The sequence below is a fragment of the Sphingobium sp. S6 genome, from assembly GCF_905120495.1.
Classification (GTDB): domain Bacteria; phylum Pseudomonadota; class Alphaproteobacteria; order Sphingomonadales; family Sphingomonadaceae; genus Sphingobium; species Sphingobium agri.
In genome coordinates this window covers 245161-257941 of record NZ_CAJHOG010000002.1, presented here as the reverse complement: position 1 = coordinate 257941, position 12781 = coordinate 245161, and the positions used below count along the sequence as shown (strand labels likewise).

The following is a 12781-nucleotide window of genomic DNA, read 5'->3' as shown; positions in this document are numbered from 1 at the left end:
GCGCATGAATTCGATGCTGAGCCAGGTGCGCGCCATCGCCGAAACGATGGTGACATCCCCCGCCCATGCGAAGGCGCGCACGGCGATCATCGACATCGGATCCAACAGCGTCCGCCTGGTCGTTTATGACGGGCCGCGGCGCATCCCGTTCATCCTGTTCAATGAAAAGGTGATGGCGGGGCTGGGGGCGTCGCTCGGGAAGACGGGGCGGATCGAGCCTGACGCGATGGAGCGCGGATTACGGGCGGTGGGGCGCTTTGCCCATCTGTGCCGCGAGATGGAGGTGCGTGACGTGCGCTGCGTCGCCACCGCTGCCGTGCGCGACGCGGCCAATGGGGAAGAGTTCATCCTGCGCGCCAGGGACATGGGGCTGGAGGTCGAACTGCTGTCGGGGAGGCAGGAAGCGGTCGCGGCGGCCTATGGCGTGCTGTCGGGTATACCCGGCGCGGACGGCATCGTAGGGGACCTGGGGGGCGGCAGCCTGGAGCTGGCGCGAATCCGCGATGGCGCGGTGCATGAGACGATATCGCTGCCGCTGGGCGTGCTGCGCCTGCCGCAGATCCGGGCGAAGGGGCCGGGCGCGCTGGAACGCTGCGTCAAGAAGATGCTGGCGAAGGCGGGCTGGAGCGCGGGGCCCGGCCTGCCCTTCTATCTGGTGGGCGGATCGTGGCGCGCGCTTGCCCGGTTCGACATGCAGCTGACCAACTTTCCGCTGCCGGTCGTGCATCAATATGCCATGCCCGCATTTCGCGCCGAGCAGCTGACGCGGATCGTGTCCCATGTCGGCCGTGCGCGGCTGAAGGATATTCCGGCAATCACCGGATCGCGCGTGCCGACCTTGCCCGACGCGGCGGCTTTGCTGTCGGTGGTCGTCCGGCAATTGCAGTCGAGCGAGTTGATCGTGTCGGCCTATGGCCTGCGCGAGGGGCTGCTGTTCGAAGACCTGCCCGCCGAGATCCGGACGCATGATCCCTTGCTGGTCGCGGCGGAGGCGGAGGGCGAGGCGCAGGGGCGCTTTGCGGGCCATGGCGACATGATCGACCGGTGGATCGGGCCGCTGTTCCGCGATGACGAGCCGTCCTGGCGGCGCATCCGGCGGGCGGCTTGCCTGCTGGCCGATGTCGGCTGGCGCGCCAACCCCGACTTTCGCGCGGAGCGGGGGGTGGAGATTGCCCTGCATAGCAATTGGGTGGGCATCACCGCGTGCGAGCGGGCGATGCTGGCGCAGGCGTTGCACAGCAATTTCGGAGGATCGTCCACGCCGCCTGCCGGGATTGCGGGGCTGGCTTCGGCTGCGGCGCTGAAGCGCGCGACCTTATGGGGGCTGGCGATTCGGCTTGGCCAGCGGCTGTCCGGCGGGGTCGAGGGGCCTCTGCTCGCCTCGACGCTGGAGATGGATGGCGATACGCTGGAACTGCGGCTGAAAGGCGTGGATGTGGACCTGTTCGGCGAGGCGGTCGAGCGGCGGCAGCGGCATTTGGCGCAGGCGATGGGGGTGAAGTATCGGATGGCCTGGTGAGGGGGGCGTGATCTGCTCCCTCTCCCCTTTAGGGGAGAGGGTTGGGGAGAGGGTTGGGGAGAGGGGGCGACGCCAGGGTTTAGCAGTCCCCTCACCCGCCTTCGCTACGCTCGGCACCTCGGCCAGAGTCACGTGCCTCTGGCCGACCCCTGAAGGGGAGAGGGGATTATAGTCCTTCTCCCGCAACTTGCCCCCGCATCTATAAGGCCCTATTGCGCGCGCACATGAACAGCAAGCACGCCCCCGATCCCGCTCTCCTCGCCAAGGCCGAAACGCTTGTGGAGGCGCTGCCCTATATGCAGCGCTATGCGGGGCAGACATTCGTCGTGAAATATGGCGGCCATGCGATGGGCGACCCCGAAGCGGCGCGCGATTTTGCCGAGGACGTGGTGCTGATGAAGGCGGTCGGCATCAATGTCGTCGTCGTCCATGGCGGCGGGCCGCAGATCGGCGCGATGCTCAAGAAGTTGGGCGTCGAATCGCATTTCGTGAACGGGCTGCGCGTCACTGACAAGGAAACCGCGCAGATCGCCGAGATGGTGCTGGCGGGCTCCATCAACAAGGAAATCGTCGGCTGGATTTCCGGCGCGGGCGGCAAGGCGGTCGGCATTTCGGGCAAGGATGGTGGGCTCGTCCTGTGCGAAAAAGTGGGCGATACGCGCGCGCCCGATCCCAATTCGGGCATCGAGCGCAATGTCGACCTGGGCTTTGTCGGTGATCCGGTGAAGGTCGACCGGTCGATCCTCGACACGCTGTCGCAAAGCGGCATCATTCCGGTCATCGCGCCGGTGGGCATCGGTGCGGACGGGCACACCTATAATGTGAATGCCGACACGATGGCGGGCGCGATCGCGGCGGAGCTTCAGGCTTCGCGCTTCTTCCTGCTGACCGATGTGGCGGGCGTGCTGGACAAGCAGGGGCAGTTGCTGACCGACCTCGATCCGGCCGCGATCAAGATATTGCAGGAAGATGGCACGATCAGCGGGGGCATGATCCCGAAGCTGGAGACCTGCGTGAAGGCGGTCGAGGGCGGCGTGGATGCTGCCGTCATCCTGGACGGGCGGGTGCCGCATGCCATGCTGCTGGAGATTTTCACCAAGCGCGGTGCGGGGACTTTAGTGCGCCGGTAATCGTCGTTTGCAATCCGTCCTTCCCTTGTCCGTCATCCCAGCGGAAGCTGGGATCTTGGGCGGCTTGGCGTATCCTCTCCTGAGATCCCAGCTTCCGCTGGGATGACGGAGTGGGGCGAGAGGGTGATGGCGAAAGGGACTCTTGTCGCGCCATGCCCCGCTCGGCTAGAGCATCGGCAATCAATTGGAGACCACATGGCCTACGCGCTCTATCAGATCATCGTCATCCTGCTCGATGTGCTGTGGTGGATCATCATCATACAGGCGATCATGAGCTGGTTGATCGCCTTCAATGTCATCAACACGTCCAGCGACATCGTGCGCACGATCATCGTGGCGCTCGACCGGATGACGGCGCCGATCTATAATCCCATTCGCCGGGTGATGCCTGACCTTGGCGCGCTCGACCTGTCGCCGATGGTCGTGCTGCTCGCCATCCTGATCATCCGCCAGGCCATTTTGCCGCCGATCTTCGGGCTGGTGTGAGCGTCTGGCGGCAGGACGGGACCGACCTGCTGCTTTCCGTCCGGTTGACGCCGGGCGCGGCGCGTGAGGATGTTGGCGGGTGCTGGACGGATGAGAAAGGCGCGCAGTGGCTCTGCGCGCGGGTTCGCGCCGTCGCGGAAAAGGGAAAGGCGAACGGGGCGCTCGTTGCATTGCTCGCCAAGGAGATGGATTGGCCACGCAGCGCGTTTTCGCTGGAATCGGGTGACAGCAACCGGCTAAAGCGGCTGCGTATCAAGGGCGGTGCCGACGCGTTGGTGCGGCTGTCCGCCATCATCAGGGAATGGGTTGAGGCAGCATGACCATCGGCAAGATCATCGACGGAAAGGCTTTCGCCGCCACGCTGCGCGCGAAGGTGGCTGATGGCGTATCCGCGTTCGTCGGGCGCACCGGGCGCAAGCCGGGGCTGGCGGTCGTACTGGTGGGCGAGGACCCGGCCAGTTCCGTCTATGTCCGCAACAAGGGCAAGATGACGGTCGAGGCGGGCATGGAAAGCCTGGAATTCAAGCTGCCCGCGAGCATCGGCGAGGAAGAATTGCTCGACCTGGTCGAGGAGCTGAATGCGGATGACCGGGTGGACGGCATCCTGGTCCAGCTGCCGCTGCCCGGCCATATCGACGAGGCGGCGGTGATCGGGACGATCGATCCGGCCAAGGATGTGGACGGCTTCCATGTCGTCAATTCGGGGAGGCTGGCGACGGGGCAGGAGGCGCTGGTGCCCTGCACGCCGCTCGGCTGCATCATGTTGCTGAAAGACGAGCTGGGCGACCTGTCGGGCATGGAGGCGGTGGTCGTCGGCCGATCCAACATCGTGGGCAAGCCGATGGCGCAGCTACTGCTGGCGGAGAATTGCACGGTCACGATCGCGCACAGCCGCACGCGGGATCTGGCGTCGGTCGTGCATCGCGCCGACATCGTCGTGGCCGCCGTGGGACGCGCCGAGATGGTGAAGGGCGAGTGGATCAAGCCGGGCGCGACCGTGATCGACGTCGGCATCAACCGCGTGACGGACACGGAGGATGGCAAGAGCCGGATCGTCGGCGATGTCGCCACGGCCGAGGCGCTGGCGCATGTGCGGGCGATCACGCCGGTTCCAGGTGGCGTCGGGCCGATGACGATCGCGGTGCTGCTGCGCAATACGCTGGTGGCGGCCCATGCCCGCGCGGGGCTGGCAAAGCCGGAGGGGCTGTGACGGCAAGGCGGGTCGTGCTGATCGCGGCTTGCCTGACGGGGCTGGTCGCGGCGCGGCCGCCGATGCGGCATCAGCCTGATCCCAGTTCCGTCTTCGCCGCCGAAATCGCCTTCAACCGGCTGGCGCGGGACAAGGGGCAGTGGACCGCCTTTCGCGCGACCGCTGCCGATGACGCGGTGATGTTCGTGCCGCAACGGGTGCTGGCGAAACAATGGCTGAAGGGCCGGGCCGATCCGCCGCAGCCGGTGAGCTGGACGCCGTCGGTCATCCATGTGTCGTGCGACGGCAATATGGCGGCGAGCACGGGCAATTGGCAGCGGCCGGATGGAACGGTCGGCTATTTCACGACGATCTGGCGGCGGGACAAGCAGGGCGCGTGGAAATGGGTGCTCGACCATGGGGATACGCTGGGCGCTGCCCGTCCTGCGCCGGAATTTCTGGTGGGCAAGGTCGCGACGTGCAAGCGGGGCAAAGCGCCTGAAGGAGTGGTGCCCAAGGCGAAAGCTGCGGTGCCGCCTGCCGATGAAAGCCTGATCTGGAGCGCGGAGGTTGCGCCCGATGGCGGACGGCAGGTCATGGTGCGTGTCTGGAACGGCACGGATTATGAGGTGGTGATCGACGACAGGGTGAAGGCGCCGGCAGCATGATCGAACTGTTCATCTCCGCCTTCGTCACCTTGTTCGTGGTCATCGATCCGCCGGGCTGCGCGCCCATCTACGCCAGCCTGACGACAGGCGCGAGCCATGCGCAGCGGCGGGCGATGGCGATCCGCGCGGTGGGGATCGCGGCGGTCATCCTGCTGATCTTCGCGCTGTGGGGAAAGCAGCTGCTGGGCGTGCTGGGCATTGCGCTCGACAGCTTCCGGATCGCAGGCGGGATCATGCTGTTCATCATCGCGATGGACATGGTGTTCGAAAAGCGCACGCAGCGGCGCGAGGACCGGGCGCACAAGATCGCGGAGACACCCGAGGTCGAGGATGTGTCGGTGTTTCCGATGGCGATGCCGATGATCGCTGGGCCGGGATCGATCGCGACGGTGATGCTGCTGATGTCGCAGGCCGACGGGATCAGCCAGCGGCTGGTGGTGATGGGCGCGGTGGTGGTGACGCTGGCGCTGATGCTGGGGGCATTGCTGGCGGCGGGGCCGATCATGGCGCGGCTGGGCAGCAAGATCGAGGCGGTGATTACGCGGCTTCTGGGGGTGCTGCTGGCCGCATTGGCCGCGCAGTTCGTGATCGATGGGTTGAAGGCGAGTTTTTGAGGTGCGGCACGCCGTCTGAGGTCCTTCTCCGTTCGGGCTGAGCCTGTCAAAGCTCTTTACTTCTTATGAAGAAAGAAGAGCCCTTCGACAGGCTCAGGGCGAACGGAGGAGGGGGGTAAAGAAGCCGGGAGCGCTTGGGGCGCCTCCCGGCTTTTTTGGTCATGGCGGCGGGCTTAGGCCCGGATGTCGCTTTCCGTGACCGGCGCGATCTTGATTTCGACGCGGCGGTTGCTGGCCTTGCCCTCGGCCGTGGCGTTGGAGGCGATGGGCTGGGTTTCGCCGAAGCCGCGCGTCGCGATGCGGGCCGACTGGACGCCGTGGCTGGTCAGATAGTCCGCTACCGACTGAGCGCGGCGTTCGGACAGGGTCTGGTTATAGGCGTCCGCGCCATCGCTGTCGGTGTGGCCGTACACGTCGATATAGGTTTTGGGATATTGCGCCAACACGGACGACACTTCGTCCAGCGTCGGGCGGAACTGCGGCTGGACGGCGGCGCTGTCGGTGGTGAAGGTGATGCCGGACGGCATGCGCAGCACCAGATTGTCGCCGTCACGGATCACGTCGACGCCGCTGCCTGCGGTTTCCTCGCGCAGCTTGCGCTCCTGCGCGTCCATGTAAGCGCCGATGCCTGCGCCGGCGACCGCGCCAATGCCTGCGCCGAGGATCTTTTCCGTCCGGTCACGCTTGCCGCCGACCAGATCGCCCAGCAGATAGCCGCCGAGCGCGCCGCCGATGCCGCCGATCGCGGCCTTCGAAATCTGCCGCTGGCCGGTGTTGGGATCAGTCGTGCAGGCGGCGGTGGCGAGCATGGCGGCTAGTCCCGCCGTACCCAGGATGCGATGAGAAATCCGCATAGATTTGAGTTCCCTTATTTATCTTGCACCCGAAAGCGCGGATGCAGGCCCCAATCATCGAACCGGCGCTTTTGTTCCACCAGCGAACTGAACCCCAGATGATGCAACGGTTGTGAAATTGTAAGAAACAGGGTTATAGGGCGTAGCTGACCACCATGGCCACGATCCCCCCGCACGCTCCGACGCCCTTTCCCTGGGTAGATATCGTCATCATTCTGGCGCTCGTCGCGCTGAACGGCGTCTTCGCCATGTCGGAACTGGCGATCGTATCCGCCCGCCGTCCGCGCTTGCAGGCGATGGAAAAGGCAGGGCGGCGCGGCGCGCACACGGCGCTGATGCTGGCGAGCGATCCCGGCAAGTTTCTTTCCACCGTCCAGATCGGCATCACCCTGATCGGCATCGTCGCGGGTGCCTATTCCGGGGCGAGCCTGGGTGGGCCGGTGGGTGAGCGGTTGCAGCTGTTGGGCCTGTCGCCCAACGTTGCCGAAAATCTCGGCTTTGCGGTCGTCATCGGCCTGACGACCTACGCGTCGCTGATCATCGGTGAGCTGGTGCCCAAGCAGTTCGCCCTGCGCGCTCCCGAGCCGATCGCCGTTGTCATGGCGACGCCGATGCTGTGGCTGGCGAAGATCACCGCGCCCATCGTGTGGGTGCTGGACGGGTCGAGCGCGCTCATTTTCCGCCTGCTGCGCATGACGCGGGAGTCCGAACATCATGTGACGGCCGAGGAACTGCACCTGATCGTGGCGGAAGCGAGCCGCTCCGGCGTGATCGAGGAAAGCGAACGCGCCATCATTTCGGGCGTGGTGCGGCTGGCCGACCGCCCGGTGCGCGAGGTCATGACGCCGCGGATGGACGTCGACTGGATCGACATCAACGCGGACGATCAGACGGTCCGCGCAAGGCTGCTCCAGACCCCGCACACGCGGCTTCCGGTGGGACGGGGCACGGTGGAGGATATTATCGGCGTCGTGCAGGCGCGCGACATCATGACGGCGTTGTTCCGGGGCGAGCGGCTCGATGTCGGATCGCTGATGCGCCGGGTGGAGGTGGTGCCCGACCAGGTCGACGCCATGGACGCCCTGGAAGTGCTGCGCCGCGCGGACGTGCCGATGGTGATGGTGCATGACGAATATGGCCATTTCGAAGGCATCGCGACGCCTGCCGACCTGTTGTCGGCGATCGCGGGCCACTTCGCATCCGACCGCGACGTGCATGACGAGCCCGATGTCGTGGAACGGGACGATGGCAGCTTGCTGGTGTCGGGGCAGATGCCGGTGGACCTGCTGGCGGACCGGATCGGCATCGACCTGCCCGAGGACCGCGACTATGCGACGGTGGCGGGCCATGCCCTCTGGCTGCTCAAGCGCCTGCCGGAAGTGGGCGACTTCATCGAGGACCAGGGATGGCGCTTCGAGATCGTCGATATGGACGGGCGCAAGATCGACAAGCTGCTGGTGGCGGAGCGGTAAAGGAACAGCTCGGGTAAGCAGGAGCCGGAAAGCGATGCTTTCCGGCTCCATGCGTTTTTTAGATGGTGGCGTTGCGGGCCTGAGACGCGTTGTGACCGCCGTTGCGGTACAGCACCTCGCGGACGCGCCCGGCATCCAGTCCGGCGTCGGCAACCGTGACGAGCACGGCGCCATCCTTCAAACGGCCGCCATAATAGTCGGCGTCTTCCTTGCTGACGCCGTGCTTGGTCAGCGCCTCATTGAGGCTTCCGCCGATCGCGCCGACGACAGCGCCAATGCCGACGGCTTCGGGGACGGCCGACGCGGCGATGGCGCCAGCGGCTGCGAGCGGCCCGACGCCGGGGATCGCCAGCGCCGCGACGCCCAGCCCTGCGCCCAGCGCGCCGCCACCCAGAATGCCCCGGAGAATGTTCCGATGGTGCTCGTCGGTGATCTCGCCGTCGCCGCTGGTGGTCGTGGTCGTGCCGCCATGGTGGGCGATGACGGACAGGTCACTGTCATTCACGCCGAGCGTGCGTAGCTCCGATACTGCCCTTTCGGCCTCTGCGTGTGAGTCGAAAATAGCTGATGCCTGTACCATGACCGGGTCCTTTCCTGGGCTTTGCTGCTGTGTTGCAGACGAGCCTGAACCCGAAGCGCATGCCGATGTTCCGTGGCAAGCGACGGGAAGAGGGTGGGCGAGCGGTAGGTGAGGTGACTGGATGGGCTTGATGATTGAAGCATGGGGTGAGCAGCGGTCGGAACCACACGAGCGTTGCGCTGGCCCACCCCCCCGACCCCCTCCCGCCTGCGGGAGGGGGAGCAGGTGCGCGCTCCTGGCTTTGGTTCCGGATGGGCCGCTTACCCCCTAAACACAACGGGCGCGGCAATCGTGCCGCGCCCGTCAGTTCGTCAGAAGGGGCTAGCCCTTATTTGCCGGGGGCAGCGGGCCCGGTCGCGGGTGCGGCGTTGGCCGGGGCCTTGCCTTCGACGCTTTCGGCGGCGTTCGTGGCGTTGCCTGCGGCTTCAGCAGGGGTGGCGCTGGCGTCGGCGGGTGCCGCGTCGGCGGCGGGCAGCGGCAGGTTGGAGCCCTGCGTGTTCATCCAGGCGATGAGGTTCGCGCGGTCGGCCGGGTTGCCGAGGCCAGCGAAGGTCATCTTGGTGCCGGGCGCGAATTCGCGCGGGCTCTTCAGCCAATGGTCAAGATTTTCGAAAGTCCAGTTGCCGCCCTTGCTCTTGAGCGCGTCGGAGAAGGCGAAGCCGCCCTTGCCCTGGCCGATGGCTTCGCCCACGGTCGCAAAGAGGTTGGGGCCGATGCCGTTGGCTCCGCCCTGATTGATGGTGTGGCATGCGGCGCACTTGGCGAAGACCTTTTCACCGGCCGCGACATCGGCGCTGGCGAGCAGGGTGTTGAGGCCGGGGCCGCTGGCCGCGCCGCCTTCACCTTCGGCCTCGACGCCTTCGATCGCATAGCCCATCTTTTCGGGACGTTCCGCGTGGAAATATTTGGAGCTGACGATGCCGCCACCCAGCGCAATGATTCCCGCAAACAACGCCCAGCCTGCAACGGTGTTGAAACGATCACTCATTTCGCTTGGATTCCCTTGAATTTCTGTTCTGGCGGCTTGGTTTCCGCGCCCCCTCTAGCGCGCTGCCATAATGGCGCAAGAGCGAACGTGCAAGCATGGTTGAACGGCGGGGCGCCGGGGCGGTGCGCGGCCAAGCGCCCGTTCCGCTTGCGCGCGCGGGGAGGAGTGCCTAAGCGCGCTGCATCCATGGAAAACTATCCTGCCCCCGCCCGCGCGCTGGTCGCGGAACTCGCTGAAAAGGCCGCAGCCGACCCGTCGCGAGCCATTGCCTATCAGGGCGCGCCGGGCGCCAATTCGCACCTCGCGGCGCTTGGATATGCGCCCGATTGGGTGCCGCTGCCCTGCTTCGCCTTTGAAGATGCGATCGATGCCGTGCGCGGCGGAATCGCAGCGCGGGCGATCATTCCTATCGAAAACAGCCTGCACGGGCGCGTCGCCGACATGCATTTCCTGCTGCCCGAATCGGGGCTGCATATCATCGACGAATATTTCCTGCGCATTCGCCACTGCCTGATGGCGGTGGATGACAGCCCGGTCAAAAGCGCGATCAGCCATCCGCAGGCGCTGGGGCAATGCCGCCATTATCTGCGCGAGCGGGGAATCCAACCGGTCGCCTATGCGGATACGGCGGGCGCGGCGGCGCTGGTGGCGGAATCGCGCAAGCCCGGCGAAGGCGCCGTCGCCCCCTATCTGGCGGCAGAGCTTTATGGGCTGAAGATGGTGGCGGAGAATATCGAGGATAGCGACGACAATATGACGCGCTTCCTCGTGCTGTCGCGCGAGCCGCAGATGCCGCAGGCCGACGACGCGCCGGTGATGACGACATTCCTGTTCGAGGTGAAGAATGTGCCCGCCGCGCTTTACAAGGCGATGGGCGGCTTTGCGACGAACGGCGTCAACATGACCAAGCTGGAAAGCTATCAGCGGGGCGCGAGCTTCGCGGCGACGGAGTTTTTCTGCGACATCGAGGGCATGCCGGGCGACCCCGCCGTGGACCGGGCGCTTGCCGAACTGGAATTCCACAGCAAGTGGGTGCGCATGCTGGGCAGTTACCGCCAGGCGCGTCCGCGGACCTGATGGAGGGACCTGAAGGGGTGACGGGCCGGGTGCTGCCGCTTATAGTCGACCCCATGCTGGCCGCGATCCTTCTTTCCGCTCTTGCCATGAGCGCGATCGTGGCGGTCCGTTACCTGGTCACCAGCGGCGGCTTTGCCTTCGCGACCCGTGTCCGGCAACCGGGCCTCTATACCGGGCTCGACCCGCAGATCCGGCGGGAGATCGCATGGTCGCTGGCGTCCGCGTTTATCTACGGCATCCCGGCGGGCGTGGTCGCCTGGGGATGGCAGGCGCAGGGCTGGACGCGCATCTATACGGATGCCGACGCCTATCCGCTCTGGTATCTGCCGGTTTCGGTGCTGCTCTACCTCGCCGCGCATGACAGCTGGTTTTACTGGACGCATCGCTGGATGCACCGGCCGCGCCTGTTCCGCGCGGCCCATGCGGTGCACCATGCGAGCCGTCCGCCCACGGCCTGGGCGGCGATGAGCTTTCACCCGTGGGAGGCGTTGAGCGGCGCGATCGTCATTCCGGCGCTCGTCTTCCTGATCCCCATTCATGTGGCGGCTCTCGGCTGCGTGCTGACGATCATGACGGTGATGGGCGTGTCCAATCATATGGGGTGGGAGATGTTTCCGCGCTGGATGGTGCAAGGTCCGGCGGGCCGCTGGTTGATCACGGCCAGCCATCATCAGCGGCATCATGAACAATATAATTGCAATTACGGGCTCTATTTCCGTGTCTGGGATCGGCTGTGCGGGACGGATCGGGGATTGGGCGAGTTCGAGAAAGGGCGTCGATGAGGGGGAAGCTGCTGTTGCTGGCGGGGGCGCTGATGGCCGGTTCCGGCGCGGCCCCGGCGCCTGAGGCCCAGCCGCTCAGCATCGGAGTGCAGGGCTTGCGGTCCATGAAGGGCGACCTGCTCATATGCGTGGCGCGCTCGGCGGCCTATTTCCCGGATTGCAGCAAGGACCCGCAAAAGCGCCATCTGGTGGTGCCCGCGACGAACGCGGCTATTCCCCTGGGCGACATGGCTCCGGGGACTTATGCCATCGCCATCATCCATGACGAAAATGGCAATGGGAAGCTGGATACCTTTGCCGGTATCCCGCGCGAGGGCGTGGGTTTTTCCCGGAACCCGGCGATCCGCTTTGGCGCGCCGAGCTTCCGATCCGCGCAATTCGCCATGACGGGATCGGCGGTGCGTCAGGACGTAAAGATCAAATATTTCCTCTGATTGAAGTTAATCGGAACCGTAATGGCAGCGAAACATTCTAGGCGCTGACCATATTCGTGGGAACAGGGGATTTATGAATCATCGCCAGATAGTGTTCGCGGGCCTGGCCTTTATTACGCTGGGTGCCGCCAATAGCGCTTATGCCCAAGTCAAGGAGGTTGAGGACAGCAATGCACTCACCGTCGGGATCGGGGCCGCCGTCATCCCGAGCTATGAAGGGTCGGACGATTATCGCGTGATCCCCGTTCCGCAGCTGCGCGGCAAGGTGAGCGACTTCGCCTTCTGGACCCGGGGCCCGAGCCTCTATTTCGATGTGATCCCGAACCGGGGTCAGGACATCGACCTTCAGCTGGGGCCTGTCGCGGGCGTCCGCTTCGACCGGTCGAGCCTCAAGAGTATCAAGGATGACGCGGTGCGGGCGCTGGGCGAGCGTGACGTGGCGGTGGAGCTGGGCGGCTTCGTCGGCGTCGGCAAGACCGGGATCATCACCAGCGACTATGACAATCTGTCGGTGCGCGTTGCTGTGACCAAGGATGTCGCGGGGGCGCATGGCAGCTATATCGTGACGCCCGCCATCGAATATTTCACGCCGCTTTCGACGCGCAGCTTCGTGGGCCTGGGCGTTTCAGCCGACTATGTCGGGAAGAAATATGGCCGCTATTATTATGACGTCGATGCCGCCGGGGCGCTGGCGTCGGGCCTGCCCGCCTATTCGCGCGCGGGCGAGGGGTCCGGTTTCAAGAAGATCGGCGTCAACCTGACGGGCGGCGTGTCCTTGTCGGGCGACATCCGCAAAGGTTGGGCCCTGTTCGCGCTTGGCGGCTATTCGCGCATGCTGGGCGATTATGCGGACTCGCCCGTGGTCAGCATCGCCGGGTCCAGGAACCAGTGGATCGGCGCGGTCGGGGTCGGCTACACCTTCTGATCTTGTGCGGAAAGGGTGACGCCCCACATAAGGCGGTCTATGGAGGCGGCACCCAACCGCAAC

The 12781-nt window shown here is 65.5% G+C and carries 15 protein-coding genes; 12 read left to right on the top strand and 3 right to left on the bottom strand.

The features are described from left to right. Positions 1–4 precede the first annotated feature (4 nt). From SPHS8_RS08380 to SPHS8_RS08350, 7 genes are all read left to right on the top strand, one after another. Positions 5–1519, top strand: coding sequence for a Ppx/GppA family phosphatase (locus SPHS8_RS08380; protein ID WP_201515084.1), 1515 nt, complete (start codon positions 5–7; stop codon positions 1517–1519). A 224-nt stretch (positions 1520–1743) separates the two neighbouring features. Continuing rightward, a complete protein-coding gene (gene argB, locus SPHS8_RS08375) occupies positions 1744–2649 on the top strand; it encodes an acetylglutamate kinase (protein WP_236575039.1) in 906 nt (301 codons plus the stop codon). A 195-nt stretch (positions 2650–2844) separates the two neighbouring features. After that, complete coding sequence (locus tag SPHS8_RS08370; RefSeq protein WP_097090866.1) at positions 2845–3135, top strand: YggT family protein; 291 nt, start codon at positions 2845–2847, stop codon at positions 3133–3135. Then, the gene (locus SPHS8_RS08365; protein ID WP_097090867.1) at positions 3132–3455 is read left to right on the top strand and encodes a DUF167 domain-containing protein; all 324 of its coding nucleotides are present in this window, start codon (positions 3132–3134) and stop codon (positions 3453–3455) included. Before SPHS8_RS08370 ends, SPHS8_RS08365 begins: the two co-directional genes overlap by 4 nt. Next, on the top strand, positions 3452–4345 hold the full coding sequence (folD, locus tag SPHS8_RS08360; RefSeq protein ID WP_097090868.1) for a bifunctional methylenetetrahydrofolate dehydrogenase/methenyltetrahydrofolate cyclohydrolase FolD: 894 nt from the start codon (positions 3452–3454) through the stop codon (positions 4343–4345). Before SPHS8_RS08365 ends, folD begins: the two co-directional genes overlap by 4 nt. Further along, positions 4342–4992: a YybH family protein gene (locus tag SPHS8_RS08355; protein WP_236575038.1), complete on the top strand. Its 651-nt coding sequence runs from the start codon at positions 4342–4344 to the stop codon at positions 4990–4992. The genes folD and SPHS8_RS08355 overlap by 4 nt, the downstream gene beginning before the upstream one ends. Beyond that, positions 4989–5606 (top strand): MarC family protein, encoded by a 618-nt coding sequence (locus SPHS8_RS08350; protein ID WP_201515083.1) that lies wholly within the window; start codon positions 4989–4991, stop codon positions 5604–5606. Before SPHS8_RS08355 ends, SPHS8_RS08350 begins: the two co-directional genes overlap by 4 nt. 173 nt (positions 5607–5779) lie before the next feature. Here the strand turns inward: SPHS8_RS08350 and SPHS8_RS08345 are convergent, their stop codons facing one another. Then, a complete protein-coding gene (locus SPHS8_RS08345) occupies positions 5780–6460 on the bottom strand; it encodes an OmpA family protein (protein WP_097090871.1) in 681 nt (226 codons plus the stop codon). A 155-nt stretch (positions 6461–6615) separates the two neighbouring features. Between SPHS8_RS08345 and SPHS8_RS08340 the strand changes: the two genes are divergently transcribed. Then, a complete protein-coding gene (locus tag SPHS8_RS08340) occupies positions 6616–7932 on the top strand; it encodes a hemolysin family protein (RefSeq protein WP_201515082.1) in 1317 nt (438 codons plus the stop codon). Positions 7933–7990: 58 nt separating this feature from the next. Here SPHS8_RS08340 and SPHS8_RS08335 read toward each other — a convergent pair whose 3' ends face one another. Both SPHS8_RS08335 and SPHS8_RS08330 read right to left on the bottom strand, forming a co-directional pair. Next, the gene (locus SPHS8_RS08335) at positions 7991–8512 is read right to left on the bottom strand and encodes a hypothetical protein (RefSeq protein WP_141397797.1); all 522 of its coding nucleotides are present in this window, start codon (positions 8510–8512) and stop codon (positions 7991–7993) included. A gap of 328 nt (positions 8513–8840) precedes the next feature. Further along, the gene (locus SPHS8_RS08330; RefSeq protein ID WP_097090874.1) at positions 8841–9500 is read right to left on the bottom strand and encodes a c-type cytochrome; all 660 of its coding nucleotides are present in this window, start codon (positions 9498–9500) and stop codon (positions 8841–8843) included. A 186-nt stretch (positions 9501–9686) separates the two neighbouring features. Between SPHS8_RS08330 and SPHS8_RS08325 the strand changes: the two genes are divergently transcribed. The 4 genes from SPHS8_RS08325 to SPHS8_RS08310 all read left to right on the top strand — a co-directional run bounded on the left by SPHS8_RS08325 (position 9687) and on the right by SPHS8_RS08310 (position 12718). Beyond that, on the top strand, positions 9687–10577 hold the full coding sequence (locus SPHS8_RS08325; protein ID WP_201515081.1) for a prephenate dehydratase: 891 nt from the start codon (positions 9687–9689) through the stop codon (positions 10575–10577). 53 nt (positions 10578–10630) lie between these two features. Beyond that, positions 10631–11359: a sterol desaturase family protein gene (locus SPHS8_RS08320; protein WP_201515480.1), complete on the top strand. Its 729-nt coding sequence runs from the start codon at positions 10631–10633 to the stop codon at positions 11357–11359. Beyond that, entirely contained in the window at positions 11356–11793 is a 438-nt protein-coding gene (locus SPHS8_RS08315; RefSeq protein ID WP_097090876.1) for a DUF2141 domain-containing protein, read from the top strand. The genes SPHS8_RS08320 and SPHS8_RS08315 overlap by 4 nt, the downstream gene beginning before the upstream one ends. Positions 11794–11866: 73 nt before the next feature. Then, on the top strand, positions 11867–12718 hold the full coding sequence (locus SPHS8_RS08310) for a MipA/OmpV family protein (RefSeq protein WP_201515080.1): 852 nt from the start codon (positions 11867–11869) through the stop codon (positions 12716–12718). The last annotated feature ends 63 nt before the right edge of the window (positions 12719–12781 follow it).

What these genes read in the sequence shown, in the direction of transcription:
- argB (WP_236575039.1), top strand. Translation starts at nt 1,744, where the DNA reads ATGAACAGCAAGCACGCCCCCGATCCCGCTCTCCTCGCCAAGGCCGAA.
- SPHS8_RS08325 (WP_201515081.1), top strand. Translation starts at nt 9,687, where the DNA reads ATGGAAAACTATCCTGCCCCCGCCCGCGCGCTGGTCGCGGAACTCGCT.
- SPHS8_RS08350 (WP_201515083.1), top strand. Translation starts at nt 4,989, where the DNA reads ATGATCGAACTGTTCATCTCCGCCTTCGTCACCTTGTTCGTGGTCATC.
- SPHS8_RS08315 (WP_097090876.1), top strand. Translation starts at nt 11,356, where the DNA reads ATGAGGGGGAAGCTGCTGTTGCTGGCGGGGGCGCTGATGGCCGGTTCC.
- SPHS8_RS08320 (WP_201515480.1), top strand. Translation starts at nt 10,631, where the DNA reads ATGCTGGCCGCGATCCTTCTTTCCGCTCTTGCCATGAGCGCGATCGTG.
- SPHS8_RS08345 (WP_097090871.1), bottom strand. Translation starts at nt 6,460, where the DNA reads ATGCGGATTTCTCATCGCATCCTGGGTACGGCGGGACTAGCCGCCATG.
- SPHS8_RS08330 (WP_097090874.1), bottom strand. Translation starts at nt 9,500, where the DNA reads ATGAGTGATCGTTTCAACACCGTTGCAGGCTGGGCGTTGTTTGCGGGA.
- SPHS8_RS08380 (WP_201515084.1), top strand. Translation starts at nt 5, where the DNA reads ATGAATTCGATGCTGAGCCAGGTGCGCGCCATCGCCGAAACGATGGTG.
- SPHS8_RS08370 (WP_097090866.1), top strand. Translation starts at nt 2,845, where the DNA reads ATGGCCTACGCGCTCTATCAGATCATCGTCATCCTGCTCGATGTGCTG.
- folD (WP_097090868.1), top strand. Translation starts at nt 3,452, where the DNA reads ATGACCATCGGCAAGATCATCGACGGAAAGGCTTTCGCCGCCACGCTG.
- SPHS8_RS08335 (WP_141397797.1), bottom strand. Translation starts at nt 8,512, where the DNA reads ATGGTACAGGCATCAGCTATTTTCGACTCACACGCAGAGGCCGAAAGG.
- SPHS8_RS08310 (WP_201515080.1), top strand. Translation starts at nt 11,867, where the DNA reads ATGAATCATCGCCAGATAGTGTTCGCGGGCCTGGCCTTTATTACGCTG.
- SPHS8_RS08340 (WP_201515082.1), top strand. Translation starts at nt 6,616, where the DNA reads ATGGCCACGATCCCCCCGCACGCTCCGACGCCCTTTCCCTGGGTAGAT.